Raw genomic sequence first — 25,390 nt, 5'->3', positions numbered from 1 at the left:
ACTCGTGGGAGGAGAAAAGCTTGCTGGATGAAGATCGGCTGTTTCCCCTGGAAGGACGCGCCCGCGATCTGGCGCGCGATCTTTATGCGCAAATCCGCGACCTGCCGATCGTCAGCCCCCATGGCCATACCGACCCCCGCTGGTTCGCCGAAAACCAGCCCTTCCCCGATCCCGCGCAACTGTTCGTCACGCCCGACCATTACGTCTTCCGGATGCTGTGCAGCCAGGGCATATCCTTGAGCGATCTTGGCGTGCCGCGTGTCGATGGCGGCCCGACCGAGACCGACGGGCGCAAGATCTGGCGGCTGTTTGCGCAAAACTATCACCTGCTGCGCGGCACGCCGTCGCGGATGTGGCTGGATCACAGCTTTCACCATGTCTTCGGCATCGACCGCCGCCTGTCGGCGGAAACGGCGGACTGGTATTACGATCACATCGCCGATTGCCTGACCCGCCCCGAATTCCGTCCCCGCGCGCTGTTCGAACGCTTCAACATCGAAGTCATCGCGACGACCGAGGCCGCGACCGACGACCTGCGCTGGCATCGGATGCTCCGCGAATCGGGCTGGACCGGCCGGGTCGTCACCGCCTATCGCCCCGACGGCGTGGTGGACCCCGAAATGGCGGGCTTTGCCGACAATGTGGCGTTGCTGGGCCAGCAGACCGGCTTCGACACCGCGACCTGGGACGGATACCTGGACGCGCACCGGGCGCGGCGGTCGTTCTTCAAGGACCATGGCGCCACGTCCAGCGACCACGGCCATGCCACCGCGCGGACCGAGGATCTGTCCCAAGCCGACGCGGCGGCGCTGTTCGGGAAGGCCCTGCGGGGCCAATGCACCCCCGAGGAAGCCGACGCCTTCCGCGGCCATATGCTGACCGAAATGGCGCGGATGAGCCTGGAAGACGGCTTGGTCCTGCAAATCCATCCCGGCGCGCGGCGCAACCATTCGGACCCGGTGATGGCCGTCCATGGCCGCGACAAGGGCTTCGACATTCCCGGCCGCACCGATTACGTCGCGGCCCTGCGCCCGCTGCTGAACGCGGTGGGAATGCGTCCCGACCTGACGGTGATCCTGTTCACCCTGGACGAGACCGCCTATTCGCGCGAACTAGCGCCCCTGGCGGGGGTCTATCCCTGCCTGCGGCTTGGACCGCCCTGGTGGTTCCACGACAGCCCCGAAGGGATGATGCGGTTCCGCCAGATGACGACGGAAACCGCAGGCTTCTACAACACCGTGGGCTTCAACGACGACACCCGCGCCTTCTGTTCGATCCCCGCGCGCCACGATGTCGCGCGCCGCGTGGATTGCGCCTTTCTTGCCACCCTTGTCGCCAGCGGACGCCTCCATCAGGACGAAGCGCCCGAACTGGCACAGGATCTGACCTACGGCCTCGCCAAGAAGGCCTACAAACTCTGAGCTTCACCAACGGGAGGATACCATGAAGTTCGTCACCACCACCCTTGCCGCCCTGCTTGCCTCGGCCGCGCTTGCCGGTGCCGCAAGCGCGGAATGCGAGATCACGCTGCGGTCGTCCGACACCCATCCCGACGGCTATCCGACCGTCGAAGGCGTCAAGGCCATGGCTGCCGAGGTCAAGGAAAAGACCGAAGGCCGCATCTGCATCGAGGTCTTCCCCTCGTCCCAGTTGGGCGAGGAAAAGGACACGATCGAGCAGACCCAGTTCGGCGTCATCGACATGGTGCGCGCGTCCTTCGGATCGTTCAACGACATCGTGCCCGTCACGCAGTTGATGTCGCTGCCCTATCTGTTCACCTCGCCCGACCATCAGCACGCCGTCATGGACGGCCCCATCGGCGAGGAAATCGCCGAGGACTTTGCCGAAAAGGACCTGATCGCGCTGGCCTATTACGATGGCGGCGCGCGCAACTTCTATAACTCGCAGAAGCCGATCCAGTCGGTCGAGGACCTGAAGGGCATGAAGTTCCGCGTCATGCAGAACGACGTCTTCGTGGACATGATGGCCGCGCTTGGCGCCAATGCCACGCCGATGCCTTACGGCGAGGTTTATTCGTCCATCCAGACCGGCGTGATCGACGGGGCGGAAAACAACTTCCCTTCCTATGACAGTTCCGGCCATGCCGAGGTCGCGAAATACTTCACGCTGGACCAGCACCTGATGGTGCCGGAACTGGTGGCGATTTCGAAGATCAGCTGGGACAAGCTTTCGCCGGAGGATCAGGAAATCCTGCGCACCGCCGCCAGGAACTCGGCCACGTTGCAGCGCCAGTTGTGGGCCGAACAGGAAAAGGCCAGCGAGGAAAAGGTCGTGGCTGCCGGCGCCGAGGTCATCAAGGACGTGGACAAGACCGCCTTCATCGAGGCGATGGCCCCGGTCTACGAAAAATACGTGACCACCCCCGAGGCGCAGGACCTGGTCAAGCGCATCCAGGAAACCAAGTGACGTCTCGGCTCGCGGCCCCCCGGTCGCGAGCCTTTTTCCTTCACGCAATCCAAGGGTGACGCCATGCAAGGCAGCATCGCCGCGCTGTCACGCCTCAATTCCCTGCTTTCCCGGATCAGCCTGTGGCTGGCGGGAACGGGGCTTGTGGCGATGACCATCATCGTCTTCGCGCAGGTCTTCATGCGCTATGTCATGAACGACAGCCTGTTGTGGGTCGAACCCGTGGCGATCCTGCTGATGAGCTGGTTCATCTTCCTGGGATCGGCCGTGGGCGTCCATGAAAGCTTCCACATGGGCTTCGACGTGCTGCTGTTCTTCCTGCCCGACAGTGCCGGGACCTGGCTCAAGGCGCTGTCCGACCTGGCCGTGCTGGCCTTCAGCATCGCCATGGTGGTCTATGGCTGGGAATTGATGGCCCGGACCTGGGATTCGACCCTGCCGGTCATCCGGCTGCCGGGCGGATTTGCCTATATGCCGCTGTTCGCCGGTGGCGTCCTGATGACGCTGTTCGTGCTGGAACACCTGCTGAACCGCCTGTCGGGCCGCAGGGTCGAGGCCGAACCCGATGCCGAAGACATCCTGATGACCGAGGCCTGACATGGAATATCTGATCCTTTTCGGCGTCTTCACGCTGCTGATGCTGATCGGCACGCCGATCGCCTTCTGCCTGGGCATTTCCAGCCTGGCCACCGTTGGATACCTGGGCCTGCCTCCCCTGGTGGTGTTCCAGCGCCTGTCGGCAGGGATTTCGGTCTTCACGCTGATGGCCATTCCCTTCTTCATCTTCGCGGGCGACCTGATGGTCAGGGGCGGCATCGCCGCGCGGATCGTGGCCTTCGCCGGATCGCTGATCGGCCATGTCCGGGGCGGCCTGGGCCAGGTCAACATCGCCGCATCCACCCTGTTCGGCGGCATTTCCGGATCCGCCGTGGCCGAGGCCGCCGCCGTCGGCGGCATCATGATCCCGCAGATGAAGGAACGCGGCTATGGCGCGGACTATGCGGTCAACGTGACCTCGATGGCGGCGCTGATCGCGCTGCTTCTTCCGCCCAGCCACAACATGATCATCTACTCGATCTCGGGCGGGGGGCGGATTTCCATCGCCGACCTGTTCACGGCGGGCATCATCCCCGGCCTGCTGCTGGCGGGGGCGCTGTCGGTGACGGCCTATATCGTCGCCCGCAAGCGCGGCTATCCGACCGAGCCCTTTCCCGGTTTCGCCCGCGTCGGATATTACCTGCTGCAGTCGATCCCCGGCATGCTGCTGATCGCCATCATCTTCGGGGGCGTGCGGTCGGGCGTCTTCACCGCGACCGAAAGCAGCTGCATCGCGGTGCTGTATGCGCTGCTGGTGACGGTGGTGGTCTATCGCAGCATGTCCTGGACGGATTTCGTCCATGCCACCCAGCAGGCGGTGCGCACGACCGCGATGGTCTTGCTGATCATCGGCATGGCGGGCGCCTTCGGATGGCTGATGGCCTATCTGCATGTGGCGCAGATCTCGCTCAACTGGATGCAGTCGGTGTCCGACAATCCCTTCGTGATCCTGCTGATGATCAACATCGTGTTGCTGGTGCTGGGCACCTTCATGGACATGTCGCCGCTGATCATCATCACCACGCCGATCTTCCTGCCGGTCGTGGCGGCCTTCGGCGTCGATCCGGTGCATTTCGGGGTCATCATGATCCTGAACCTGGGGATCGGGCTGAACACCCCGCCGCTGGGGCCGGTCCAGTTCGTCGCCGCCGCCGTGGCCCGCATTTCCATCTGGGAGGCCATGCGCAGCGTCTGGCCCTTCTATGCCGCAGGCCTGATCGTGCTGCTGCTGGTCACATACATCCCTGCCCTGTCGCTGTGGCTGCCCGGGGTCTTCAAATGAAGGGTCCCGTCCGCACCGTGCTGGCCCATTCCCCCGAACTGATGGTCGTCCGCTTCGCCTTCGCGGCGGGCGACCAGGGGGCGCTGCATTCCCATCCCCATGTGCAATCGACCTATGTGCAATCGGGCCGCTATCGCTTCACCGTGGACGGCCGCGAATTCGAGGTGGGGCCGGGCGACGCCTTCGTCATCCCTTCCCATGCCAAACACGGCTGCACCTGTCTTGAAGGGGGCGACCTGATCGACAGCTTCACCCCCCGCCGCGACGATTTCCTGTGAAAGGCTCTGCTATGACCACCCATGTCGAAACCCGCCAGGCGGTTCATCCCGATCATGCGAAAGGCATGGATACCGACAGCCTGCGCCGCCATTTCCTGGCCGAGGGGCTGTTCGCCCGCGCGGAAATCCGGCTGGTCTATACCCATTACGACCGCTTCGTGGTGGGCGGCGCGGTTCCCGACGGTGCCGACATCACCCTGGACCAGATCGCCGAAACCAAGACCGCGACCTTCCTGGAACGGCGCGAGATGGGCATCGTCAACATCGGCGAGGCCGGATCGGTCACGGCGGCGGGCCAGACCTGGGACATGAAGAACGGCGACGTGCTCTACCTGGGCATGGGATCGGGCGCGGTGACCTTCAGCGGCAAGGGTCGGTTCTACATCACCTCCTGCCCCGCGCATCGCGAACTGCCCTGCCGCCTGATCACGGTCGATGAGGCGAAGGAGATGAAGACCGGCGCGGTCGAGACCTCGAACAAGCGCACCATCCGGCAGTTCATCCATCCGCTGGTGATGGAAAGCTGCCAGCTTGTGCTGGGCTATACCACGCTGGAGGACGGGTCGGTCTGGAACACCATGCCCGCCCATGTCCATGACCGGCGGATGGAGGCGTACCTGTATCACGGCATGGCACCTGAATCCCGCGTGCTGCACCTGATGGGCGAGCCGCAGGAAACCCGCCACATCTTTGTCGCCAACGAACAGGCGGTGATTTCGCCCCCCTGGTCGATCCATTCGGGCGCGGGCATCGGCGGCTATACCTTCATCTGGGCCATGGCGGGCGACAACGTCGATTACACCGACATGGACTTCGTCCAGCCGGGGGATCTGCGGTGAACCCGTTCTCGCTCGACGGCCAGGTGGCGCTTGTCACCGGCGCCAACACCGGCATCGGCCAGGCCATCGCCGTAGCCTTGGCCCAAGCGGGGGCCGAGGTGATCGCCGCGGGCCGGCGCGACTGCGATCAGACGCTGGCGCTGATGGGCCAGGTTTCTGAAAGGGCGGGCCGCCAGATGCGGCTGGATTTCAGCGATCCCATGGCCGCGCGCGATGTCTTTGCCGCCGAACGCATCGACATCCTGGTCAACAACGCGGGCATCATCCGCCGCGCCGATGCGGTGGACTTCTCCGAGGCCGACTGGGACGAAGTGATGGACACGAACCTCAAGGCACTGTTCTTCACCTGCCAGGCCTTCGCCAAGGCGGCATTGCCGCGCGGGCGGGGCAAGATCGTCAACATCGCCAGCCTTCTGTCCTTCCAGGGCGGCATCCGGGTGCCGTCCTATACCGCGTCCAAGCATGGGGTGGCTGGACTGACCAAGCTGATGGCGAACGAATGGGCGGCGGCTGGCCTCAACGTCAACGCCATCGCGCCGGGCTATATCGAGACCAACAATACCGAGGCTCTGCGCGCCGATCCCGCCCGGTCCCGCGCGATCCTGGACCGCATCCCCGCCGGCCGCTGGGGCCGCCCCGAGGATATCGGCCAGACCGCCGTGTTCCTGTCTGCGCCCGCGTCCGATTACATCAACGGCGCGGTCCTGAATGTCGATGGAGGCTGGCTTGCACGATAGGCTGTATCGCGACCCCACCACCAAGTCGGGCATCGTCCATCTGGGCCTGGGCGCCTTCTTCCGCGCCCATGGCGCGATCTATGTGGCCGAGGCTGGCGGCTGGGGCATCACCGGCGTGTCGCTGCAATCATCCGGCACGCGCGACAGGCTGAAACCGCAGGGCTGGGCCTATACGGCGCTGGAACTGGGACCGGATGGCGAGAAGCCGCAGGTCGTGACGGTCCTGCGCGACGTGCTGGTCGCGCCGGAGGATCCGCAGGCCGTGCTGGACGCAATGGCCGCGCCGGATACGCATATTGTCAGCCTGACGGTGACGGAAAAGGGCTATTGCCACGAACCCTCGACGGGGCGGCTGAACCGAGACCATCCCGACATCCGGCATGACCTGGAAAATCCGCTGCCGAAATCCGCGCCGGGCTTCCTGGTCCGCGCCTTGGCCCTGCGCCGCGACGCGGGGCTGCCGCCCTTCACGGTGCTGTGCTGCGACAACCTGCCCGAAAACGGCCGGGTGGTGCGGGGCGTGGTCGGGGAACTGGCCCGCCTGATCGACCCGGCCCTGGCCGACTGGATCGCGGCGGAAGGGGCCTTTCCTTCGACCATGGTGGACCGGATCGTCCCCGCGACCACGCCCGCCGACCTGGACCGGCTGGAAGCCATGACCGGCACCCGCGACGAGGCCCCGGTGATGCACGAGCCCTTCCGCCAGTGGGTGGTCGAGGACCGTTTCTGCGGCCCCCGTCCGGCCTTTGAGACGGTCGGCGTGCAGATGGTGGCCGATGTGACGCCCTTTGAACACATGAAGCTGCGGATGCTGAACGGCACGCATTCCAGCCTCGCCTATCTGGGCTATCTGGCGGGGCATGAGACCATCGCCGACACCATGGCCGATCCCGTCTTTGCCGATTTCGTGCGCAGCCTGTGGCGGGACGAGATCATCCCGGCGCTGACGCCCCCGCCCGGCGAGGATCTGGGTGCCTATGCCGGCGCCCTTGCCGCGCGTTACGCGAACCCGGCGATCCGGCACCGGACCTGGCAGATCGCCATGGACGGCAGCCAGAAGCTGCCGCAGCGGATCCTGGGCACCATCGCGGAAAGCCGTGCGGCGGGCCGGGCGGTGCCGGGGCTGACGCTCGCCGTGGCGGCCTGGATGCGCTATGCCTCGGGGCGCGACGAAAAGGGCGCGGCGATCGAGGTCAAGGATCCGCTGGCCCCGCGCCTTGCCGCCCTCTGGCGCGAGGATCCGGCGCAGACCGTGGCGGGCTTCCTGGCCCTGGCCGAGGTGTTCCCGCCCGCGCTGCGCGACGACGCGGGCTTTGCGGCGGATCTGGTGGCGGCTCTGACGGGGTTGGTGCGGGATGGCGCGGGCGATGGCGGCGGGCCTTGAAAGGGTGGGGTGACGCCCCGCCCTACAGCGCCTCGGCCACCAGGGCGCCGCGATGGCGGATCACCTTGCGGCTGAGGTCGTGGCCCGCGGCGATGGCCGCCGCGCAATCCGCACCCGACAGGCTGGCCGCAAGATAGCCCGCATTGAAGCTGTCGCCAGCCGCCGTGCTGTCCACGGGCGTTTCGGGCGCAAGGTCGCTGATCGTGCCCGATCCCCCGATCCCGCCAAAGCTGATCGGCCCGCCGCCGTTCTTCACCACCACCTGCCCCGCCCCCAGCGCCAGATAGCGCACCACGGTGGCCTGGGGATCGGCATCGCCGAAATGGCTGGATTCGTCGTCGAAGCTGGGCAGGACCAGATCGGCGCCCGCCGCCGCATCGCTGATGCCCTGCCGCATGGTGGCGGCGTCAGGCCACAGGCGCGGGCGCAGGTTCGGGTCGAAGACCACCCGCGTCCCCGCCACCTTGGCGCGGGACAGGGCCGCCAGCAGGTTCGCACGACCCTGGGGCGGCAGGATCGCCACCGTGATGCCCGAGAAATAGGCCAGCGCCGCCCCTTCAAGCGCCGCATCCAGCGCCGCAGGATCGTCGGCCAGCCGCCGGGCCGCCGAGGTGTCGCGCCAATAAGCGAAGCTGCGTTCCCCGTCGGTCAGGCTGATGGCGTAAAGCCCGATTTCCCGGTCGGGGTCGCGGGCCACATGGGCGGTGCCGATGCCTTCGGCGGACAGGAAATCCACCATCTGCTGGGAAAAGGCGCCCTGGCCCACGCGCGACAGGTAATCGACCTGCCAGTCGGCGCCCAGCAGGCGGCGCAGATACCAGGCGGTGTTCAGCGTGTCGCCCGCGATCCCCAGGCGCCACAGGCCGGGCCGGTCCGACTGGCCCAGTTCGACCATTGCCTCTCCGATGGACAGGATGCGCATCAGGCGGCCTGGTGCTTGCGCGACAGCGCCAGTTCGACGCCGCGCAGTTCGGCCAGGCCCTTGAGGCGACCAATCGCGGGATAGCCCGGCTGGCCGCCCCGGCCGATATCGTCCAGGATGTCCTGCCCATGGTCGGGGCGCATGGGGATGCGCCAGTCCTCGCGACCCGCTGCCCGCCTGCGGGCTTCCTCGGCCAGCACCGCGTCGATCAGGTCCACCATGTCGGTCTGGCCGGTCAGGTGTTCATCCTCGAAGAAGCTGGCGGGGATGGTGTCGCTGTCGCGGCGGACATTGCGCAGGTGCAGGAAATGCACGCGGTCGCCCAGGCGGCGCATCATCCCGGGCAGGTCGTTGTCATGCCGCGCCCCCAACGACCCGGAACACAGCGTGATGCCGTTCGCGGGCAGATCCACCGCCGCCATGCGTTCGGCGTAATCGGCCTCGGTGGACATGACGCGGGGCAGGCCCAGCAGTGGGAACGGCGGATCGTCCGGGTGGCAGCACAGCCGCATCCCCAGGTCCTGCGCGACAGGCGCCACCTGTTCCAGGAAATCGTTGAAGTTGCGGCGCAGCACCGCGTCCGTCACCGGGGCATAGGTCTGCAGCAGGTCGCGCACGTCGCCCATGCTCAGATGCTCGGCCGCGCCGGGCAGGCCGAAGACCACGTTTCCGGCAAGCTGCTGGCGCGCGGCATCGTCCATGTCGGCAAAGCGACGGGCGGCGGCGTCCCGGATGTCCTCGGGGAAATCCTCGGCCGCGCCAGGACGTTCGAGGATGTGGATGTCGAAGGCCGCGAAGTCGGTCAGGTCGAAGCGCATGCAGCGCGCGCCATTGGGGCGGCGCCATTCCAGGTCGGTGCGCGTCCAGTCCAGCACCGGCATGAAGTTGTAGCAGATCACCCGGATCCCCGCCGCGTGCAGGTTCCGCATGGAGGCGATCCAGTTCTGCACATGGCCGCGCCAGTCGCCGGACTGGGTCTTGATCGCCTCGCTGACGGGCAGGCTTTCCACGACCTCCCATTCCAGGCCGGATGGGGTGCCGTCCCGCATCGCGGCAAGCTGGGACTGGCGGCGGGCGATTTCCTCGGGCGTCCAGACGGTGCCCGTGGGGACATGATGCAGCGCCGTCACGACGCCTTGGACACCTGCTTGCAGCATGTCGTCGATGGACACGCGGTCGTTCGGACCGAACCAACGCCAGGTCTGTCGCATGCAATCCTCTCTCAGTCGGTGAAATAGTCGGGCTGGGCCGCCGCCATCTGCGGCACCTCGGTCAGCATCTGGCGCAGATGGGTGCGCATCGCGGTCTCGGAGGCGTTGGCATCACCCTTGCGCAGCGCGTCCAGGATCTGCTGGTGCTGGCCGATGATGAAGCCGCGGTCGAAGGCGCGCATGGACAGGTGCCGCAGCCGGTTCATCTGCGCCTTGAGCCGGTCCAGATCGGCCCAGACCGCCTCTTGCCCCGCGGCAAGGGCCAGCAGGCGGTGGAAGCGGTCGTCGGATTCGATGAAGTCGTTCACGTTTCCGGTCTGGTCCGCGGCTGTCTGCAGGGCGATTTCATCCGCCATGCGGTCCAGCATCTCGGCGGGCCGTGTCTGGGCCACGATGCGGGCCAGATCGGCCTCGACCGCCTCGCGGATGAAGCGGGCGGACAGGACCGCCGCGACGGAAATCTTGCTGATATAGGTGCCGCGCTGCGGGCGGACCTCGGCCAGGCCGTCGCTGGCCAGGCGGATGAAAGCCTCTCGCACCGGCTGGCGGCTGATGCCGATGGCGGCCGCGACCTCGGTTTCGCTGATGCGCATCCCAGGGGGCAGGTCGCCCTGCTGGACGCGCTTGCGCAGCCAGTCATGGACTTGGAACGCCGTGCTTGGCGCGATCGTGATGCGTGCGACGTCCATGAAAGCCTCCCCCAGGCAGCAGCTTATGCCATACTTCCATACAAGTAAAGACGTTCCCAAAACCCGCTCAAGGGGTCGTGGGGGCTTCGTTCGGCATGGCCGGGGTTTCCGTTGCCCCTGCCGCAGGGGCGGGGCCGCTTTCGACAAGGCGGTTCTGGTCCCATTGGCCCGACGCAACCTCGCCGCTGGCATAGCGCATCACGCCCTGGCCCTGACGCTTGCCCGCCACGAAGCTGCCCTCATAGCGGTCGCCGCTGGCATAGGTCGCGACGCCGGTGCCGTCGATCTCGCCCGCCTTCCAGCCGCCTTCATAGGTGAAGCCGTCCGGCGTCGTCAGCTTGCCCTGTCCTTCGCGCAGGCCGTTCGCGAAGCCGCCGGTATAGACCGTGCCATCGGGATAGGTCGCCTGGCCTTCGCCATGGCGCTGACCGTCGGCCCATGCGCCATTATAGACATAGCCGTCGGGATAGGTCATCCGGCCCAGGCCGTGGTTTCGGGCATTCCTGAAGCCGCCCTCATAGACCATGCCGTTGGCATAGGTGGCCTTGCCCTCGCCCTCGATCACGCCGGCGGCCCATTGGCCGGAATAGCTTGCCCCGTCGGGATAGGTGATGGTCCCGCTGCCATGGGGCCGGTCGTCCTTCATGCCGCCGGTATAGACCGATCCGTCCGGATAGGTGATCCGGCCTTCGCCTTCCATCCGGCCTTCCACCCATGACCCGGTATAGACATAGCCATCGGTGCCGGTGAAGGTGCCCTGCCCATGGCGGCGGTCGGCCTTGAAGGCGCCGTCATAGACGTCGCCATTGGCATAGGTGGCGACGCCCTGTCCTTCGCGCCGGCCGTTCAGCATCTGGCCCTCGTAGCGATCGCCCGAGGCCTGGACCAGCACGCCCGTGCCCGACATCTGCCCCGCCGACCAGATCCCCTCATAGACAAGCCCGTCGGCCATGGTCAGCTTGCCCTTGCCCGCGCGCTGGCCCGCCAGCATCCCGCCTTCATAGACCGCGCCGTCGGGATAGGTGATCTTGCCCTGCCCTTCCTTGACGCCCGCGTTCCAGTCCCCTTCGTAGCGGTATCCGTTGGGCTGGGTCAGCACGCCCTTGCCCTGGTGCAGGCCCTTGACGAAATCGCCGGTATAGACCGACCCGTTGGCATAGCGCGCGACGCCCTTGCCGGTGATCTCTCCGGCCACCCAGTCGCCTTCATAGGTGCCGCCGTCGGCATAGGTGATCGTGCCGGTGCCGTTGGGCTTGCCTTCGGCGAACTGGCCTTCATAGACGGAGCCGTTGGGAAAGGTGGCGCGGCCCTGGCCCAGGATCTCGCCCTCGACCCAGTCGCCTTCATAGCGATAGCCGTTGGGCAGGGTATAGCTGCCCTGGCCGTGCTGGCGGCCGTTGCGGAAGGTGCCTTCATAGACGCCGCCGTCGTCATATTGCTTGGTCACGACCTGCGCATCCGCGGCGGGGGCTCCCGCCAACAGCGCCACGATCGCCGCCCAACTTGCCGCCTTCATCGTCCGTCCGCCCTTCGTCCTTTGCCCCATGGTCTATCGCAGCGGAACCCGCTGCGCAAAGCCCGACTTTTCCTTATCCATGTCATCGCCTATCACGGCATCGAGAGAACAGGGGCTGCATGATGACCAACCGTTTCCGCCTGACCATCGGCCAGTTGAACGCCACGGTGGGCGATCTGCAAGGCAATGCCGACAAGGCCCGCAAGGCATGGGAGGCCGCGAAGGCCGCAGGCGCCGACATGCTGGCCCTGCCCGAGATGTTCATCACCGGGTACCAGACGCAGGATCTGGTGCTGAAGCCCGCCTTCTGCCGCCAGGCCGAGGAGGAGATCCTGAAGCTTGCCGCCCTTTGCACCGGCGGCCCGGCCCTGGGGATCGGCGGACCGTGGCGCGACGGCGAAAAGCTGTACAACGCGTTCTGGGTCTTCAAGGACGGCGAGATGATCGCCCGCGTGCTGAAGCACCGCCTGCCCCACAAGCAGTTGTTCGACGAATGGCGGCTGTTCAACAGCGGCCCGATCAGCGGCCCCTATCCCGTCGCGGGCGCGCGGATCGGATCGCCCATCTGCGAGGACAGCTGGTCCCCCGACGTGGCCGAGACCCTGGCCGAAACCGGGGCCGAGATCATGATCGTGCCCAACGGATCGCCCTATCACAGGAACAAGCTGGACCTGCGCATGGGCCACATGGTCGCCCGCGTGGTCGAGACCGGGCTGCCGCTGGCCTATGTCAACATGGTGGGCGGCCAGGACGACCAGCTTTACGACGGGGCAAGCTTCGTGCTGAACCCCGGCGGGCACAAGGTCGTGCAACTGCCGCCCTTCCAGGAAATGCTGGCCCATGTCGATTTCACCCAGACCCCCGACGGCTGGCGGGCCGAGCCGGGGCTGATGGCGCCCCAGCCCGACGAATGGGAACAGGATTACCAGGCCATGATGCTGGGCTTGCGCGATTACCTGCGCAAGTCCGGGTTTTCCAAGGTCGTGCTGGGCATGTCGGGCGGCATCGATTCCGCGCTTGTGGCGATCATCGCCGCCGACGCCATCGGGCCGCAGAACGTCCATTGCGTAATGCTGCCCAGCGAATACACGTCCCAGACCAGCCTGGACGACGCGGCCGATTGCGCGAACCGGCTGGGCGCGCGGCTGGACACGGTGCGCATCGACGGGGCACGCGACGCCGTGGCGGATGCCCTTGCGGATCTGATGAAGGGCACCGAACCCGACATCACCGAGGAAAACATCCAGTCCCGCCTGCGCGGCCTGATGCTGATGGCGATATCCAACAAGTTCAACGAGATGCTGCTGACCACCGGCAACAAGTCCGAGGTCGGCGTGGGCTATGCCACGATCTATGGCGACATGGCGGGCGGTTACAACCCGATCAAGGATCTCTACAAGACCCGCGTGTTCGAGACCTGCCGCTGGCGCAACGCCAATCACCGCGACTGGATGATGGGCCCGGCAGGAGAGGTGATCCCCACCCGCATCATCACCAAGCCCCCGTCGGCGGAACTGCGCCCCGACCAGGTGGACCAGGATTCGCTGCCCCCCTATGAAATCCTGGACGCGATCCTGGACGGTCTTGTTGAAAGGGACCTGTCGCTGGCCGATCTGGTCGAACAGGGCTTCGATGCCGATACGGTCAGAAAGGTGGAACGGCTGCTGTATGGCAGCGAATGGAAGCGGTACCAGGCCGCGCCGGGTCCCCGGATCTCGATCAAGGCCTTCTGGCTGGACCGCCGCTATCCGCTGGTGAACCGCTGGCGGGACAAGCTGTAGGCGGGGCGCAAGCCTGCCATGTGCCGATCTTAATCGCCCCTGCCCAGCAATTCGCGCGCCGCCATGTCGATGAAGGCCTGCTGATCGCGTCCGACATTGTGGACGAAGATCGTGTCCACGCCCAGGTCCGCAATCGCCTGCAGATCGGCGCGATGCAGCCCCGGATCGGCCGAGACGCGCACCGACCGGCCGATATGCTCCGGCCCCACGAACCGGCCCAGCAGGTCGAAGTCCGACGGGCGCCGGATGTCCCAGTTGATCTCTCCTCCGATCGCGACGGGCGCCCATTGGTCCAGCGCATCGGCCATGGCGCGATCCTCGGTCTCCGCCCAGGATATCGTGTGCTGGACATGGACGGGCTTGCCCTCGCCCCCGCCTTCGCGAAAGGCGGCGATGACGCGGGCGACATTGGCCGGATCGCCGCCAAGGGTCAGCAGCCCCTCGGCCCAGCCGCCCAGCCAGCGTGCCGTGTCCTCGGTCGCTGCGGCGCCGAACAGGGGCGGGGGCGCATCTGGCAGCGACCACAGGCGCGCCTCGATGGCGGTCACGCGTCCGCGATGGGTCACGGTCTCGCCGCGCAGCAGGGCGTGCATCACGTCGAAACATTCCCGCAGCCGCGCATTCCGTTCGGGCTTGTCCGGCCAGACCATGCCGGTCATCGCCTCGTTCAAGGCCTCTCCGGTGCCAAGGGCCACCCAGAAGCGCCCCGGAAACATCTGCGCCAGCGTCGCCGCCGCCTGGGCCATCACCGCCGGGTGGTATCGGTATCCCGGCGCCGCGATATTGCCGAAGGGCACGGTGGTGGTGGCCATGGCCGCGCCCAGCCAGGTCCAGGCATGGCCGGAATGGCCCTGACGCGGGCTCCAGGGCTGGATATGGTCGGAACACTTGATCGCGCCAAATCCCGCGGCCTCGGCACGGCGTGCCAGATCGCACAGGGTTCGCGGGTCGTATTGTTCGTGCGAGGCATGATATCCGATGCGCGCCATGACCGTTCCCCTCATCCATTCCTGCGGGAAGCCCGTGACCCTGCGGGAAGTTCCCTGGGGAACAATCCATCGGCCTTGATGCTTGCGCTGTCGCATGGATCAACGGGACGGCGACATGACGGAACTGGACGGATGGTGGAAGAACCCCGTCATCCATGGCGTCGATGTCGAACGGTTCTGCGACAGCGACGGCAACGGCGGCGGGATGGGCGATTTCGCCGGGCTTTGCGCCGTCGCCTTGCGCCCCTGTGGCCGAAATCGGCACGCTGAAGGTTGTGCCACCCCCTGCAATGACAACCGAAAGGACATCCCATGACCATTCGTGCCGTCGGCACCCCTGCCGCCGACCAGCCCCTGCGCCCCATGGACATCACCCGGCGCGATACCGGTCCGCATGACGTGCGCATCCAGATCGTCTATTGCGGCATCTGCCATTCCGACCTGCACCAGGTGCGCAGCGAATGGGCTGGTACGCTTTATCCCTGCGTTCCGGGGCATGAAATCGTGGGCCGCGTGACCGAGGTGGGCGCCCATGTCACCAGCCACAAGCCGGGCGACCTGGTGGGCGTCGGGTGTATCGTGGACAGCTGCCAGCATTGCCCCGACTGCGAGGAAGGGCTGGAGAATTACTGCGACGGCATGGTGGGCACCTATAACGGCCCGACCGCTGACGCGCCGGGCCATACGCTGGGCGGCTATTCCCAGGCGATCGTGGTCCATGAACGCTTTGTCCTGCGCATCACCCACCCCGAGGATCAGCTGGCCGCTGTCGCGCCGCTGCTGTGCGCGGGGATCACCACCTATTCGCCGCTGCGCCACTGGGGTGCGGGTCCGGGCAAGAAGGTCGGCATCGTGGGCATCGGCGGCCTGGGTCACATGGGGGTGAAGCTGGCCCATGCCATGGGCGCGCATGTGGTGGCCTTCACCACCTCTCCCGCCAAGGTGGAGGCTGCCAGGGCGCTTGGCGCCCATGAGGTCGTCGTGTCCCGCAACGCCGAGGAGATGGCGGCCCATGCCCAAAGCTTCGACTTCATCCTGAACACCGTCGCCGCCCCGCATGACCTTGACGCCTTCCTGGCGCTGCTGAAGCGCGACGGGACCATGACGCTGGTGGGCGCGCCCGCCACCCCGCATCCGTCGCCCAATGTCTTCAACCTGATCATGCGCCGCCGCAGCCTGGCCGGATCGCTGATCGGCGGCATCCCCGAAACCCAGGAGATGCTGGATTTCTGCGCCCGGCACGGCATCACCGCCGAGATCGAGATGATCCGCCCCGACCAGATCGAGGATGCCTATGAACGGATGCTGAAGGGCGACGTGAAGTACCGCTTCGTCATGGACATCGCCACGATGGCCTGAACCACGCATCTGTCGGCCGGGCGCAACCCCGGCCGTCAGGCGTAATCGACCCAGACACCGCCCGCGTCCGCGGACCGGACGCAATGTTCCACCCAGCGCACGCCTTCGACCCCGGCCCCGATGCCGGGATAGCGCAGGTGGGCCGCGCGGGCGGGATCGCCTTCCTCATGCGCCTCGATCGCCTGGGCAAAGCGCGAATGCAGGTTCGCCCAGGCCTCGAACAGCCCTTCGGGGTGGCCCGCGCCGATGCGGTCGTCCCCCAGAGATTGCGCGTGAAGATAGGGCATCCCCCGGTCCAGAAGGCGCGCGGCTTCGCCCTGGATTTCCAGCCGCAACTGGTTGGGGTGTTCGTCCCACCATTCGACCGACCCCTTGGATCCGGTCACCCGCACCTTCTGGCCGTGCATCGAGCCCGCATTGACGGCGGATGTCCACAGCGTCCCCACCGCGCCCCCGTCATATTCCATCAGCACCGTCGCGTTGTCCTCCAGCGGGGCGCGGGATGCGACAAAGCTTTGCCGGGTGCAGAGAAGCCGCCGGATGCGCAGGTCGGGGCAGATCACCTGCGCGAGATACAGCGGATGGGTGGCCAGATCCCCCAGGACATAGCTGGGACCGGCAAAGGCCGGATCGACGCGCCAGCGGGTTGCGGGGCTGTCCAGTTCCACCGGCGCGCTGTGGAAACCATGGGCGAACTGCATCGTGACGATGCGGATTTCGCCCAGGGTGCCGTCCGCGACCAGACGCGCCGCTTCCTCGATCATCTGGTGGCCGGAATAGCCATAGGCGACGCCAACGACCAGGCCGCGTTCCCGGGCGATGGCCTGCAGGTCAAGCGCCTCGGCGGTGGTGAAGGTCAGAGGCTTTTCGCAGATGACATGGATGCCCGCCAGCAGCGCCGCCCTGGTGATCGGGTAATGGGTGTTGTTCGGCGTGGCGATGGTCACGCAGCGGATGCCGTCGGGGCGCGCGGATTCGGCCGCGAACATCGCCTGGTAATCGGGATAGCAGCGATCCGGGTCCAGCCCCAGGTCAACGCCGAAGGCCCGGCCCCGCTCGGGATCCAGGTCGAAGGCCCCGGCCCTCAGGTCGAAATAGCCGTCGCGCATCGCGGCCGACCGGTGGACATAGCCGATCTGGCTGCCCCTGCCGCCGCCCACCATGCCCCAGCGGATCGCGGTCTTCGTCAAGCGGGTGCCGTCGATCATCGGGTCGTCTCCTTGCTTCGGGCAAAGCCCACGGTTTCCAGATAGCGGCGGGATTTCGCGACATCGGCCAGCGATCCCCCGGCATTGCGGGGATCGCGTTCCTGTTCGACGGTGATGAAACCGGCATAGCCGCGCCGTTCCAGCAGCGACAGGATCGCGGGATAGTCGATGCAGCCGTCGCCGATGGGACACATCACGCCTTCGGCGCAGGCGTCGAAGAAACGGATGCGGCGGGTCATCACATCCGCGAATGTCGCGGCGTCGATGTCCTTGAAGTGGATGTAATCCAGCCGGTCCCAGTACCGGTCCAGCACCGCCACGGGATCCATCCCGGCATAGGCGGTGTGGCCCGTGTCCAGGCACAGCCCGGCCTCGGACGCGGGGATGTCGCGGGCGATGCGATCGATCTCGTCCGCGAATTCGACATGACCGCCCGCATGGGGGTGGATCACGGCGCGGACGCCGTATTCGTCCCGCGCGATCCGGGCGATGGCGCGGATATTGGCGACCATGCCCGCCCAGGCGGCATCGTCCAGCCGCAGCGCGCGGTCGGAATGGCCTGCGGCGTAATCGCGCGCCTCGTGGCCCCAGTCCATCACCGTCAGATAGGGCGCGGCGAAACGCTGGCCCGGTGCCAGGGGCGGCCTGGGCAGCGCCGTGATCACCGCGCAGATCCGGCGGGCCTGGCGTTCCAGTTCCTCGCGGCCGGCCGGGTCCACCAGGTTGTCGAAGATGGTGCCCGCCACGACGTAAAGCCCATGCCGGCGCAAGGCGTCCGATACCGTCATCGCGTCCAGCGGCATGTATCCGTATGGCCCCAGTTCCAGCCCGCCGTAACCCGCCGCCGCAGCCTCCTTCAGCACCAGCCGCCAGTCGGGCAGGTTCGGGCTCGAGACATCGTCCACGCCCCAGCAACAAGGCGCCGTCGTGATGGTGATGGTCATGGGTATCCTCCGGTCCGGGCAGGATTAACCCGCAAGGCATGCAAGGCGAAGAACGGCCTTGAGGGATTCCCCTCAATCAACCACTGTCCGCGCCGAAGGGGGAAATCATGGCAAAGGTGACGCTGGAGGACGTGGCGCAGGCGGCGGAGGTGTCGCTGGCCACCGTGGACCGGGTGGTGAACCGGCGGGGCGGGGTGTCCGCGGACAAGGAAGCCGCGATCCTGTCGGCCGCCCGCCGCTTGGGCCTGGACCGCAGCCTGCGGGTCACGCCAACGGCCGCCAAGCGCATCGCGGTGCTGATCCAGCCGCCGTCCAACCCGTTCCATGCCCAGTTGCGCCAAGGCATCGAACAGGCCCGCGCCATCCACCGCGACCTGAACCTGTTGTTCCAGATCGAACGGATCGACCCGGCGCAGCCCGACCGCATCGCCGCCCAGATCGCCCGCGCCGCCGCCTGGGCGGACGGGATGATCCTGACCGTTCCCGCCGCGCCCCAGATCGTCGCGGCGCTGGAGGCGCTGCCCCCGCGCATCCCGGTCGTGACCATGGCCGACGACGTGCCCGCCCGTGGCCGCGCGGCCTTTGTCGGTCCCGACGACCGCCAGTCGGGCCGCGTGGCGGGCGATCTGATGGGATATCTGGTCGGTCAGGGCGGGGGCGACACGCTGGTGCTGATCGGCCGCTTCGACATGCCCGGCCACGGGGCGCGCAGCGGCGGCTTCATCGACGTGCTGGCGGAACGCCACCCCGCCCTGCGCGTCGCGGATGTCCTGGAAACGCACGAGGACAAGGCGACCGCAGCCGCCATGGCGCTGCGGGCGGCGCGCACGAACCCCGACCTGCGCGGCATCTATCTGTGCACCACGGGCTGTTCGGAACTGGTCGCGGCGCTGACGCCCATCCGCCAGACCCGCCCCATCGCCATCGTCACGCATGAACAGACCCCTGAACGCCGCCTGATGCTGAAGGCCCGCAAGGTGCAGGCGATCATCGACCAGCGGCCCGTGCTGGAGGCCCGGCTGGCCGCCGAAACCATGGCCCGGCTGATCGGCCGGCTTGAGGGCGCGGCCGGGTCCATCGCGACCGAGATCCAGATCCTGATGCCCGAAAGCGTCTGAGGGTTTCCCCTCAACCCCGCGCTTGTCCGCTGACCCGACGGGTCTAGCGTGGCGGCAAGGATGGAGGGAACATGGCTGACATCGGCTTTGGGGTCATCGGCGCGGGCTATATGGGCAAGGCCTATGCCATCGCGCTGTCTCAGGTCTCGACCGTGTACGAGATGCCGCATCGCGCGGTGAAACGCGTCATCGCGACATCGGACGCGGCTGGGGCACGGGGTCGCGCGCGGGATTTCGGCTTTGAACGCGGCACGGGCGATTGGCGCGATCTGCTGGCGGCGGATGACGTGCAGGCGGTCGCCATCGCCTCGCCCACCTTCCTGCACGCCGACATGGCCGTGGCGGCCCTGCAGGCGGGCAAGCATGTGATCTGCGAAAAGCCCCTGGGCCGCACCGCGCGCGAAGCCGCGCAGATGGCCAAGGCCGCGCAGGCCAGCGGACGCGTCACCATGACCGGCTTCAACTATGTCAAGAACCCCGCGACCCAGCTTGCGCATCAGATCATCGCGGGCGGAGACATCGGCGAGGTGATCCATTTCAGCGCCACCCATGTCGAGGATTACCTGATGGACCCGGCGCTGCCCCATGACTGGCGGCAGGTCGCGGCCCATGTCGGGCGGGCCGGCGCGCTTGGCGATATCGCCAGCCATGCGATCAACCTGGCGCATTTCCTTGTCGGCCCGGTGGCCGAGGTGGTGGGGATGCGCCAGACGGTCCATGCGCAGCGCCCGGCAGGGGACGGCATGGCTGCGGTGGAAAACGACGACCAGGCGCAGTTCCTGATGCGTTTTGCATCAGGCGTTCCGGGCAGCATTGCGGCCAGCCGCATCCATGCGGGGCGCAAGATGGGCCTGACCTACGAGGTCGTGGGCACCAGGGGCACGGTGCGGTTCGACCAGGAACGGATGGCGGAACTGCAATTCTATGACGCCGCCGACCGCAAGGGGCGGCAGGGATTCCGCACGATCCTGGCCGCGCCCGGTCACGGCGATTATGGCCGCTTCTGCATCGGCGCGGGCCATGGCTTCGGCTATAACGACATGATCGTGGTCGAAATGGCCGAATTCATCCGCGCCATCACGGAAGAAACCCCGGCCTGGCCGGACTTTGCGGCAGCCGTCCATACCGCAGCCGTCGTCGATGCGGTGCTGGCATCCTGCGACCAGGGCGGCTGGATCGACGTCAAGGCCATCGAATCAGAGGCCTGGGCATGACGCGCCTTGCCGTTTTCGGGGCGGGCCGCATCGGCGCCGTCCATGCGATGAACGCCGCCGCCATTCCCGGTGTCGCCGTGGTGCATCTTGTCGATCCGGTCGCCGATTGCGACGCACTTGCCGCGCGGATCGGGGCGCGCCGGTCGGACGCCCATGACGCGCTGTCCGACGATCTGGACGGTATCGTCATCTGTTCGTCCACCGACAGCCATGCGGAATTGCTGCTGGCGGCGGCCGAACGCGGGCTGGCGGTGTTCTGCGAAAAGCCGATCTCGCTCGACTGGCCGACGGTCGTGCGCGTCACGGACGCCGTCGAGGCATCCGGCATCCGCTGCATGTTGGGCTTTCAGCGCCGCTATGACCCGAACTTCCGCGCGGTGCGGGACCGCATCGCATCGGGCCGATCCGGGCGGCTGGAACAACTGGTGATGCACACCCGCGATCCCGGCCCGCCGCCCATCGACTATGTGCGCCGATCCGGCGGGATGCTGCGCGACCAGGCGATCCATGACTTCGACCAGGCGCGATACATCTGCGGCGAGGAGATCGCGACCGTCTATGCCCTGGGCAACTGCCAGGTCGATCCCGCGATCGGCGAGGCGGGCGATATCGACACGCTGGCGGTGACGATGCTGACCCGATCCGGGCGCATGGTCACGATGACCAACAACCGCCGCGGCCCCTTGGGCTATGACCAGCGGCTCGAGGCGCATTGCGCGGCCGAGGTGCTGTTCATCGACAACCGCCCGCAAACGGATCTCCGCATCGCAGGACCGACAGGCCAGATGACCGCGCCGCCGATGGATTACTTCATCGCCCGGTTCGAGGCCGCCTATCGCGCCGAGATGGAGGCCTTTGCCGCATGGCTGCAGGGCGGCCCCGCGCCCCTTGCCGGGATCCGCGACGGATTCGAGGCGCAGCGCCTGGCCGAGGCCGCGGTCGCCTCGATCGCGACGGGCCAGCCGGTCGATCTGGAGGGCGGCTGGCAGCCTTGACGGGCGGGGCGCTGATGTGAAACCGTCAAGACCCTGACGGATCCCATCACCAGCCGGAAAGACAGCCGATGCGCCGCCCGACCATTGCCGACCTTGCGCGCGAGGCGGGCGTCAGCCTTGCCACGGCAGACAGGGTCCTGAACGGCCGCCTGAAGGTGCGCGAGGAAACCGCGCGGCGCGTGCAGGACGCTGCGCAGCGCATCGGCTATCACGGGGCGAACGCGATCCGGGCGCGGCTGATGGCGGAACTGCCCGAACTGCATGCCGCGCTGATCCTGCAAAAGGAACGACACCCTTTTTACCAAGACTTCGCACGGGAATTTCAGGATCAGGCGGCGCAGATCACCTCGCACCGGGTGCGGGTGACGGTGCGGTTCGCGCAATCGACCCTGCCGGGGGAACTGGAACAGTTGCTGGCGTCGATGGCCGGCAAGGTCGATGCGGTGGCGGCGACGGGGCTGGACCACCACAAGGTCACGGCGGCAGTCAGCGATTTGCGCGCGCGCGGCATTCCCACCTTTTCGCTGCTGTCGGACTTCGCCCAAGGCGTGCGGGAAAGCTATGTCGGGACCAACAACATCAAGGTCGGCCGAACGGTCGGCTGGCTGATCTCCAGGATCGCGCGCAGGCCCGGCAAGGTCGCGGTCTTCATCGGCGGGCACCGGTTTCACGGCCACGAACTGCGCGAAACCGGATTTCGCAGCTATTTCCGGGAATACGCCCCGGATTTCGAATTGCTGAACCCCCAGGTGAACCTGGAAACACGGCAACTGACCTATGAGGCGGTGACCGAGCTTCTGGAACGGCACAACGACATCGTCGGCATCTATTGCGCGGGCGGCGGGATGGAGGGCGCCATCGCCGCCCTGCGCGAATTGCGCAAGCCCGGCGACGTGGTGCTGATCGTCAATGAACTGACGCCGGACTCGCGCGAAGCCTTGCAGGACCGCACCCTGTCCGCCGTCATCAGCACGCCCCTGCGCCAGGTCTGCGAGGAAACCCTGGCCCTGATGATCCAGGCGCGCGACCACGGCCTGACCGACAATCCCGGCCAGCGGTTTCTTCCCTTCCAGATCTGGACGCCGGAAAGCCTGTAGGCCGCGTGATGGAAAACCATCACCGAAGGCATCATTTTACATCACGAATGATGGTTTTCCCCGTCACAGCATGATTGACCCGTGGACGGCCTTCCGTGATCTTCCCCTTGCGACGACCTGAGGAGAATCGTCGCCGCCTGCCAAAGACCGACGCCGCGCAAACCCTGCATCCGCAGGGGTGGCCCCGTGCGGCCCGCCGTCTGGCACAAAGCAACGAACAAGGTGCCCAAGCGCACCATCAGTGGAGGGAAGACCATGAAGCGACTGCTGACGGCGACCGCGATCTGCGGGCTGCTGGGAACGGCTGCCCAGGCCGAGAACATCGGGGTATCCATGGCGCTGTTCGACGACAACTTCCTGACCGTCCTGCGCAACGGGATGCAGGAACATGCAGCCAGCCTGGACGGCGTGACCCTGCAGATCGAAGATGCGCAGAACGACGTGGGCAAGCAGCTGAACCAGATCCAGAACTTCGTGGCCTCGGGCGTGGACGCGATCATCGTGAACCCGGTCGATACCGACGCCACCGTCGCCATGTCGCAGGCCGCGGCCGACGCGGGCATCCCGCTGGTCTATGTCAACCGCGAGCCTGTGAACGTCGACGACCTGCCGGAAAACCAGGCTTTCGTGGCGTCCGACGAAAAGGAATCCGGCACGCTGGAAACCCAGGAAATCTGCCGCCTGCTGAAGGAAGCCGGCAAGACCGAGGCCAAGGCGGTCGTCCTGATGGGCGAATTGTCGAACCAGGCCGCGCGGATGCGCACCCAGGACATCAAGGACGTGATCGCCACGCCCGAATGCAGCTTCATCCAGATCGTCGAGGAGCAGACCGCGAACTGGTCGCGCACCCAGGCCGCCGACCTGATGACGAACTGGATCACCTCGGGGCTGGAATTCGACGCGGTGATTTCCAACAACGACGAAATGGCCATCGGCGCGATCCAGGCCATGAAATCGGCGGGCATGTCGATGGACGACGTGATCGTCGGCGGCGTTGACGCCACGCAGGACGCCCTGGCGGCGATGGAGGCGGGCGACCTGGACGTGACCGTGTTCCAGAATGCGGCGGGCCAGGGCCAGGGCGCGGTGGACGCGGCGCTGAAGCTGGCGCGCGGCGAGGAGGTCGAGAACAAGGTCTATGTGCCCTTCGAACTCGTGACGCCCGCGAACCTGGCCGAATACCAGGCCCGGAACTGAGCCCTGCCGCCGGGACGGTTTCGTCCCGGCACCCTTTCCCACCGGAGGACAGTTTCATGGTCAGCCCAAGGACGGCCGCCGCCATCGACCGCGTTCACGCGGCCACCCAACGCGACGGTGTCTTGTCGATCAGCGGCATCCGCAAGGAATTTCCGGGCGTGCTGGCGCTGGATGACGTGCAGTTGCGCATCCGCCCCGGCACGGTCCACGCCCTGATGGGGGAAAACGGCGCGGGCAAGTCCACGCTGATGAAGATCATCGCCGGCGTCTATCAGCCCGATGCTGGGGAAATCCGGCTGCGGGGCCAGGTGGTGGCGCTGAAATCGCCGCTGGACGCGCTGGAACAGGGGATCTCGATGATCCACCAGGAACTGGCGCTGATGAACTGGATGACGGTGGCGGAAAACATCTGGATCCGCCGCGAACCCAAGAACCGCTTCGGCCTGATCGACCATGCCGAGATGACCCGGATGACGGCCGACCTGTTCGCGCGGCTGAACATCAACCTCGACCCCCGCGCGCAGGTCAGCGAACTGACGGTGGCGCAAAAGCAGATGGTCGAGATCGCCAAGGCGGTTTCCCACAATTCCGATGTCCTGATCATGGACGAACCCACAAGCGCGCTGACGGAACGAGAGGTGGATCACCTGTTCGCCATCATCCGCGACCTGCGCACCCGCGGCATCGGCATCGTCTATATCACCCACAAGATGAACGAGCTGTTCGAGATCGCCGACGAATTCACGGTCTTCCGCGACGGCAAGTATGTGGGCACCCACAACGCGTCCGACGTGACCCGCGACGACATCATCCGCATGATGGTGGGCCGAGAGATCACCAACATGTTCCCCAAGGTCGATTGCCCCATCGGCGACACGATCCTCGAGGTGCGTGACCTGACGCTGCCCGGCGTCTTCCACGACGTGTCATTCACCCTGCGCCGGGGCGAGATCCTGGGCCTGGCGGGTCTGGTCGGGTCCAAGCGGTCCAACGTGGCCGAGGCGCTGTTCGGCGTCCACCCGGCGGACAGCGGCGAGATCCTGATCGACGGCAAGCCCGTGACCATCGCCAGTCCCGCGCAGGCCATGGCGCATGGCATGGCCTTCCTGACCGAGGATCGCAAGGAAACCGGCTGTTTCCTGACGCTGGACTGCCTGGAAAACATCCAGTCCGCGCTGATCACCCGCAGCCATGTCAAGAACGGCTTCGTCCAGCAGGCCGAGGTGAACCGCCTGGCCGAGGACATGGCCCGCACCCTGCGCGTCAAGACCCCGAACCTTCAGGAAACGGTGGAAAACCTGTCGGGCGGCAACCAGCAAAAGCTGCTGATCGCCCGCTGGCTGCTGACCAAGCCCCGCATCCTGATCCTGGACGAACCGACCCGCGGCATCGACGTGGGCGCGAAATCCGAAATCCACCGCCTGATCACCGAACTGGCCGCGCAGGGCGTGGCGGTGCTGATGATCTCCTCCGAACTGCCCGAGGTGCTGGGCATGTCCGACCGCATCATGGTCATGCATGAAGGCCATGTGTCCGGCTTCCTGGACCGCGCGGAAGCGGATCAGGTCAAGATCATGTCGCTTGCGGCGAAGTAAGGGAACCATTC

At 66.6% G+C, this 25,390-nt stretch carries 24 protein-coding genes; 17 read left to right on the top strand and 7 right to left on the bottom strand.

Annotated elements, in window-relative coordinates; genetic code table 11:
• The first annotated feature begins 20 nt into the window (after nucleotides 1–20).
• The 8 genes from uxaC (at nucleotide 21) to IEX25_RS09160 (ending at nucleotide 7,544) form a co-directional block, all read left to right on the top strand.
• Nucleotides 21–1,421: a glucuronate isomerase gene (uxaC, locus tag IEX25_RS09195; protein ID WP_188714849.1), complete on the top strand. Its 1,401-nt coding sequence runs from the start codon at nucleotides 21–23 to the stop codon at nucleotides 1,419–1,421.
• A 22-nt stretch (nucleotides 1,422–1,443) separates the two neighbouring features.
• Entirely contained in the window at nucleotides 1,444–2,427 is a 984-nt protein-coding gene (locus tag IEX25_RS09190; RefSeq protein ID WP_188714847.1) for a TRAP transporter substrate-binding protein, read from the top strand.
• Nucleotides 2,428–2,490: 63 nt separating this feature from the next.
• On the top strand, nucleotides 2,491–3,024 hold the full coding sequence (locus IEX25_RS09185; protein WP_103172392.1) for a TRAP transporter small permease: 534 nt from the start codon (nucleotides 2,491–2,493) through the stop codon (nucleotides 3,022–3,024).
• Nucleotide 3,025: 1 nt separating this feature from the next.
• The gene (locus IEX25_RS09180; protein WP_103172393.1) at nucleotides 3,026–4,306 is read left to right on the top strand and encodes a TRAP transporter large permease; all 1,281 of its coding nucleotides are present in this window, start codon (nucleotides 3,026–3,028) and stop codon (nucleotides 4,304–4,306) included.
• Complete coding sequence (locus tag IEX25_RS09175) at nucleotides 4,303–4,584, top strand: cupin domain-containing protein (RefSeq protein ID WP_188714845.1); 282 nt, start codon at nucleotides 4,303–4,305, stop codon at nucleotides 4,582–4,584. The genes IEX25_RS09180 and IEX25_RS09175 overlap by 4 nt, the downstream gene beginning before the upstream one ends.
• An 11-nt stretch (nucleotides 4,585–4,595) precedes the next feature.
• The gene (kduI, locus tag IEX25_RS09170) at nucleotides 4,596–5,423 is read left to right on the top strand and encodes a 5-dehydro-4-deoxy-D-glucuronate isomerase (RefSeq protein ID WP_103172395.1); all 828 of its coding nucleotides are present in this window, start codon (nucleotides 4,596–4,598) and stop codon (nucleotides 5,421–5,423) included.
• A complete protein-coding gene (gene kduD / locus IEX25_RS09165) occupies nucleotides 5,420–6,160 on the top strand; it encodes a 2-dehydro-3-deoxy-D-gluconate 5-dehydrogenase KduD (RefSeq protein ID WP_188714843.1) in 741 nt (246 codons plus the stop codon). Before kduI ends, kduD begins: the two co-directional genes overlap by 4 nt.
• Before the next feature lies 1 nt (nucleotide 6,161).
• On the top strand, nucleotides 6,162–7,544 hold the full coding sequence (locus IEX25_RS09160; RefSeq protein WP_440589943.1) for a mannitol dehydrogenase family protein: 1,383 nt from the start codon (nucleotides 6,162–6,164) through the stop codon (nucleotides 7,542–7,544).
• A 22-nt stretch (nucleotides 7,545–7,566) separates the two neighbouring features.
• Here the strand turns inward: IEX25_RS09160 and IEX25_RS09155 are convergent, their stop codons facing one another.
• From IEX25_RS09155 to IEX25_RS09140, 4 genes are all read right to left on the bottom strand, one after another.
• The gene (locus tag IEX25_RS09155; RefSeq protein WP_188714842.1) at nucleotides 7,567–8,466 is read right to left on the bottom strand and encodes a sugar kinase; all 900 of its coding nucleotides are present in this window, start codon (nucleotides 8,464–8,466) and stop codon (nucleotides 7,567–7,569) included.
• Nucleotides 8,466–9,677 (bottom strand): mannonate dehydratase, encoded by a 1,212-nt coding sequence (gene uxuA, locus IEX25_RS09150; RefSeq protein WP_188714841.1) that lies wholly within the window; start codon nucleotides 9,675–9,677, stop codon nucleotides 8,466–8,468. Before uxuA ends, IEX25_RS09155 begins: the two co-directional genes overlap by 1 nt.
• A gap of 11 nt (nucleotides 9,678–9,688) precedes the next feature.
• Nucleotides 9,689–10,366 (bottom strand): GntR family transcriptional regulator, encoded by a 678-nt coding sequence (locus IEX25_RS09145; RefSeq protein ID WP_188714839.1) that lies wholly within the window; start codon nucleotides 10,364–10,366, stop codon nucleotides 9,689–9,691.
• Between the two features lie 67 nt (nucleotides 10,367–10,433).
• Complete coding sequence (locus IEX25_RS09140; protein ID WP_188714837.1) at nucleotides 10,434–11,882, bottom strand: MORN repeat-containing protein; 1,449 nt, start codon at nucleotides 11,880–11,882, stop codon at nucleotides 10,434–10,436.
• A gap of 122 nt (nucleotides 11,883–12,004) precedes the next feature.
• On the opposite strand from IEX25_RS09140, the gene IEX25_RS09135 reads away from it, so the two are divergent.
• On the top strand, nucleotides 12,005–13,663 hold the full coding sequence (locus tag IEX25_RS09135; protein ID WP_188714835.1) for an NAD+ synthase: 1,659 nt from the start codon (nucleotides 12,005–12,007) through the stop codon (nucleotides 13,661–13,663).
• 29 nt (nucleotides 13,664–13,692) lie between these two features.
• Here IEX25_RS09135 and IEX25_RS09130 read toward each other — a convergent pair whose 3' ends face one another.
• The gene (locus IEX25_RS09130; protein WP_188714833.1) at nucleotides 13,693–14,652 is read right to left on the bottom strand and encodes a TIGR03885 family FMN-dependent LLM class oxidoreductase; all 960 of its coding nucleotides are present in this window, start codon (nucleotides 14,650–14,652) and stop codon (nucleotides 13,693–13,695) included.
• A gap of 94 nt (nucleotides 14,653–14,746) precedes the next feature.
• Here IEX25_RS09130 and IEX25_RS09125 point away from each other — a divergent pair, with 94 nt between their 5' ends.
• Both IEX25_RS09125 and IEX25_RS09120 read left to right on the top strand, forming a co-directional pair.
• Nucleotides 14,747–14,968, top strand: a complete 222-nt coding sequence (locus tag IEX25_RS09125; RefSeq protein WP_188714832.1) for a hypothetical protein — start codon at nucleotides 14,747–14,749, stop codon at nucleotides 14,966–14,968.
• Nucleotides 14,965–16,011 carry an NAD(P)-dependent alcohol dehydrogenase gene (locus IEX25_RS09120; RefSeq protein WP_188714831.1) on the top strand — a complete coding sequence of 349 codons (1,047 nt, stop codon included), beginning with the start codon at nucleotides 14,965–14,967 and terminating at the stop codon, nucleotides 16,009–16,011. Before IEX25_RS09125 ends, IEX25_RS09120 begins: the two co-directional genes overlap by 4 nt.
• A gap of 35 nt (nucleotides 16,012–16,046) precedes the next feature.
• Here the strand turns inward: IEX25_RS09120 and IEX25_RS09115 are convergent, their stop codons facing one another.
• Nucleotides 16,047–17,219: a Gfo/Idh/MocA family protein gene (locus tag IEX25_RS09115; RefSeq protein WP_188714829.1), complete on the bottom strand. Its 1,173-nt coding sequence runs from the start codon at nucleotides 17,217–17,219 to the stop codon at nucleotides 16,047–16,049.
• Nucleotides 17,216–18,163 carry a TIM barrel protein gene (locus IEX25_RS09110; RefSeq protein ID WP_188714827.1) on the bottom strand — a complete coding sequence of 316 codons (948 nt, stop codon included), beginning with the start codon at nucleotides 18,161–18,163 and terminating at the stop codon, nucleotides 17,216–17,218. The genes IEX25_RS09115 and IEX25_RS09110 overlap by 4 nt, the downstream gene beginning before the upstream one ends.
• Before the next feature lie 107 nt (nucleotides 18,164–18,270).
• Between IEX25_RS09110 and IEX25_RS09105 the strand changes: the two genes are divergently transcribed.
• The 6 genes from IEX25_RS09105 to IEX25_RS09080 all read left to right on the top strand — a co-directional run bounded on the left by IEX25_RS09105 (nucleotide 18,271) and on the right by IEX25_RS09080 (nucleotide 25,379).
• Nucleotides 18,271–19,281, top strand: a complete 1,011-nt coding sequence (locus tag IEX25_RS09105) for a LacI family DNA-binding transcriptional regulator (protein ID WP_188714825.1) — start codon at nucleotides 18,271–18,273, stop codon at nucleotides 19,279–19,281.
• A 71-nt stretch (nucleotides 19,282–19,352) separates the two neighbouring features.
• On the top strand, nucleotides 19,353–20,495 hold the full coding sequence (locus IEX25_RS09100; RefSeq protein ID WP_188714823.1) for a Gfo/Idh/MocA family protein: 1,143 nt from the start codon (nucleotides 19,353–19,355) through the stop codon (nucleotides 20,493–20,495).
• On the top strand, nucleotides 20,492–21,490 hold the full coding sequence (locus tag IEX25_RS09095) for a Gfo/Idh/MocA family protein (protein ID WP_188714822.1): 999 nt from the start codon (nucleotides 20,492–20,494) through the stop codon (nucleotides 21,488–21,490). The genes IEX25_RS09100 and IEX25_RS09095 overlap by 4 nt, the downstream gene beginning before the upstream one ends.
• A gap of 68 nt (nucleotides 21,491–21,558) precedes the next feature.
• Nucleotides 21,559–22,587 carry a LacI family DNA-binding transcriptional regulator gene (locus IEX25_RS09090; RefSeq protein WP_188714820.1) on the top strand — a complete coding sequence of 343 codons (1,029 nt, stop codon included), beginning with the start codon at nucleotides 21,559–21,561 and terminating at the stop codon, nucleotides 22,585–22,587.
• Nucleotides 22,588–22,842: 255 nt separating this feature from the next.
• Nucleotides 22,843–23,784, top strand: coding sequence for a sugar ABC transporter substrate-binding protein (locus IEX25_RS09085; RefSeq protein ID WP_103172486.1), 942 nt, complete (start codon nucleotides 22,843–22,845; stop codon nucleotides 23,782–23,784).
• A 56-nt stretch (nucleotides 23,785–23,840) separates the two neighbouring features.
• On the top strand, nucleotides 23,841–25,379 hold the full coding sequence (locus IEX25_RS09080) for a sugar ABC transporter ATP-binding protein (protein ID WP_188714818.1): 1,539 nt from the start codon (nucleotides 23,841–23,843) through the stop codon (nucleotides 25,377–25,379).
• Nucleotides 25,380–25,390: the final 11 nt, after the last annotated feature.

This window comes from Paracoccus acridae, assembly GCF_014642735.1.
In the GTDB taxonomy this organism is placed as follows: Bacteria; Pseudomonadota; Alphaproteobacteria; order Rhodobacterales; family Rhodobacteraceae; genus Paracoccus; species Paracoccus acridae.
Note: the sequence above shows the minus strand (reverse complement) of the source record. Positions and strands in the feature narration are given on the sequence as shown.

What these genes read in the sequence shown, in the direction of transcription:
- IEX25_RS09190 (WP_188714847.1), top strand. Translation starts at nt 1,444, where the DNA reads ATGAAGTTCGTCACCACCACCCTTGCCGCCCTGCTTGCCTCGGCCGCG.
- IEX25_RS09185 (WP_103172392.1), top strand. Translation starts at nt 2,491, where the DNA reads ATGCAAGGCAGCATCGCCGCGCTGTCACGCCTCAATTCCCTGCTTTCC.
- IEX25_RS09180 (WP_103172393.1), top strand. Translation starts at nt 3,026, where the DNA reads ATGGAATATCTGATCCTTTTCGGCGTCTTCACGCTGCTGATGCTGATC.
- IEX25_RS09175 (WP_188714845.1), top strand. Translation starts at nt 4,303, where the DNA reads ATGAAGGGTCCCGTCCGCACCGTGCTGGCCCATTCCCCCGAACTGATG.
- kduI (WP_103172395.1), top strand. Translation starts at nt 4,596, where the DNA reads ATGACCACCCATGTCGAAACCCGCCAGGCGGTTCATCCCGATCATGCG.
- IEX25_RS09155 (WP_188714842.1), bottom strand. Translation starts at nt 8,466, where the DNA reads ATGCGCATCCTGTCCATCGGAGAGGCAATGGTCGAACTGGGCCAGTCG.
- uxuA (WP_188714841.1), bottom strand. Translation starts at nt 9,677, where the DNA reads ATGCGACAGACCTGGCGTTGGTTCGGTCCGAACGACCGCGTGTCCATC.
- IEX25_RS09145 (WP_188714839.1), bottom strand. Translation starts at nt 10,366, where the DNA reads ATGGACGTCGCACGCATCACGATCGCGCCAAGCACGGCGTTCCAAGTC.
- IEX25_RS09140 (WP_188714837.1), bottom strand. Translation starts at nt 11,882, where the DNA reads ATGAAGGCGGCAAGTTGGGCGGCGATCGTGGCGCTGTTGGCGGGAGCC.
- IEX25_RS09135 (WP_188714835.1), top strand. Translation starts at nt 12,005, where the DNA reads ATGACCAACCGTTTCCGCCTGACCATCGGCCAGTTGAACGCCACGGTG.
- IEX25_RS09130 (WP_188714833.1), bottom strand. Translation starts at nt 14,652, where the DNA reads ATGGCGCGCATCGGATATCATGCCTCGCACGAACAATACGACCCGCGA.
- IEX25_RS09125 (WP_188714832.1), top strand. Translation starts at nt 14,747, where the DNA reads ATGGATCAACGGGACGGCGACATGACGGAACTGGACGGATGGTGGAAG.
- IEX25_RS09120 (WP_188714831.1), top strand. Translation starts at nt 14,965, where the DNA reads ATGACCATTCGTGCCGTCGGCACCCCTGCCGCCGACCAGCCCCTGCGC.
- IEX25_RS09115 (WP_188714829.1), bottom strand. Translation starts at nt 17,219, where the DNA reads ATGATCGACGGCACCCGCTTGACGAAGACCGCGATCCGCTGGGGCATG.
- IEX25_RS09110 (WP_188714827.1), bottom strand. Translation starts at nt 18,163, where the DNA reads ATGACCATCACCATCACGACGGCGCCTTGTTGCTGGGGCGTGGACGAT.
- IEX25_RS09105 (WP_188714825.1), top strand. Translation starts at nt 18,271, where the DNA reads ATGGCAAAGGTGACGCTGGAGGACGTGGCGCAGGCGGCGGAGGTGTCG.
- IEX25_RS09100 (WP_188714823.1), top strand. Translation starts at nt 19,353, where the DNA reads ATGGCTGACATCGGCTTTGGGGTCATCGGCGCGGGCTATATGGGCAAG.
- IEX25_RS09095 (WP_188714822.1), top strand. Translation starts at nt 20,492, where the DNA reads ATGACGCGCCTTGCCGTTTTCGGGGCGGGCCGCATCGGCGCCGTCCAT.
- IEX25_RS09090 (WP_188714820.1), top strand. Translation starts at nt 21,559, where the DNA reads ATGCGCCGCCCGACCATTGCCGACCTTGCGCGCGAGGCGGGCGTCAGC.
- IEX25_RS09085 (WP_103172486.1), top strand. Translation starts at nt 22,843, where the DNA reads ATGAAGCGACTGCTGACGGCGACCGCGATCTGCGGGCTGCTGGGAACG.
- IEX25_RS09080 (WP_188714818.1), top strand. Translation starts at nt 23,841, where the DNA reads ATGGTCAGCCCAAGGACGGCCGCCGCCATCGACCGCGTTCACGCGGCC.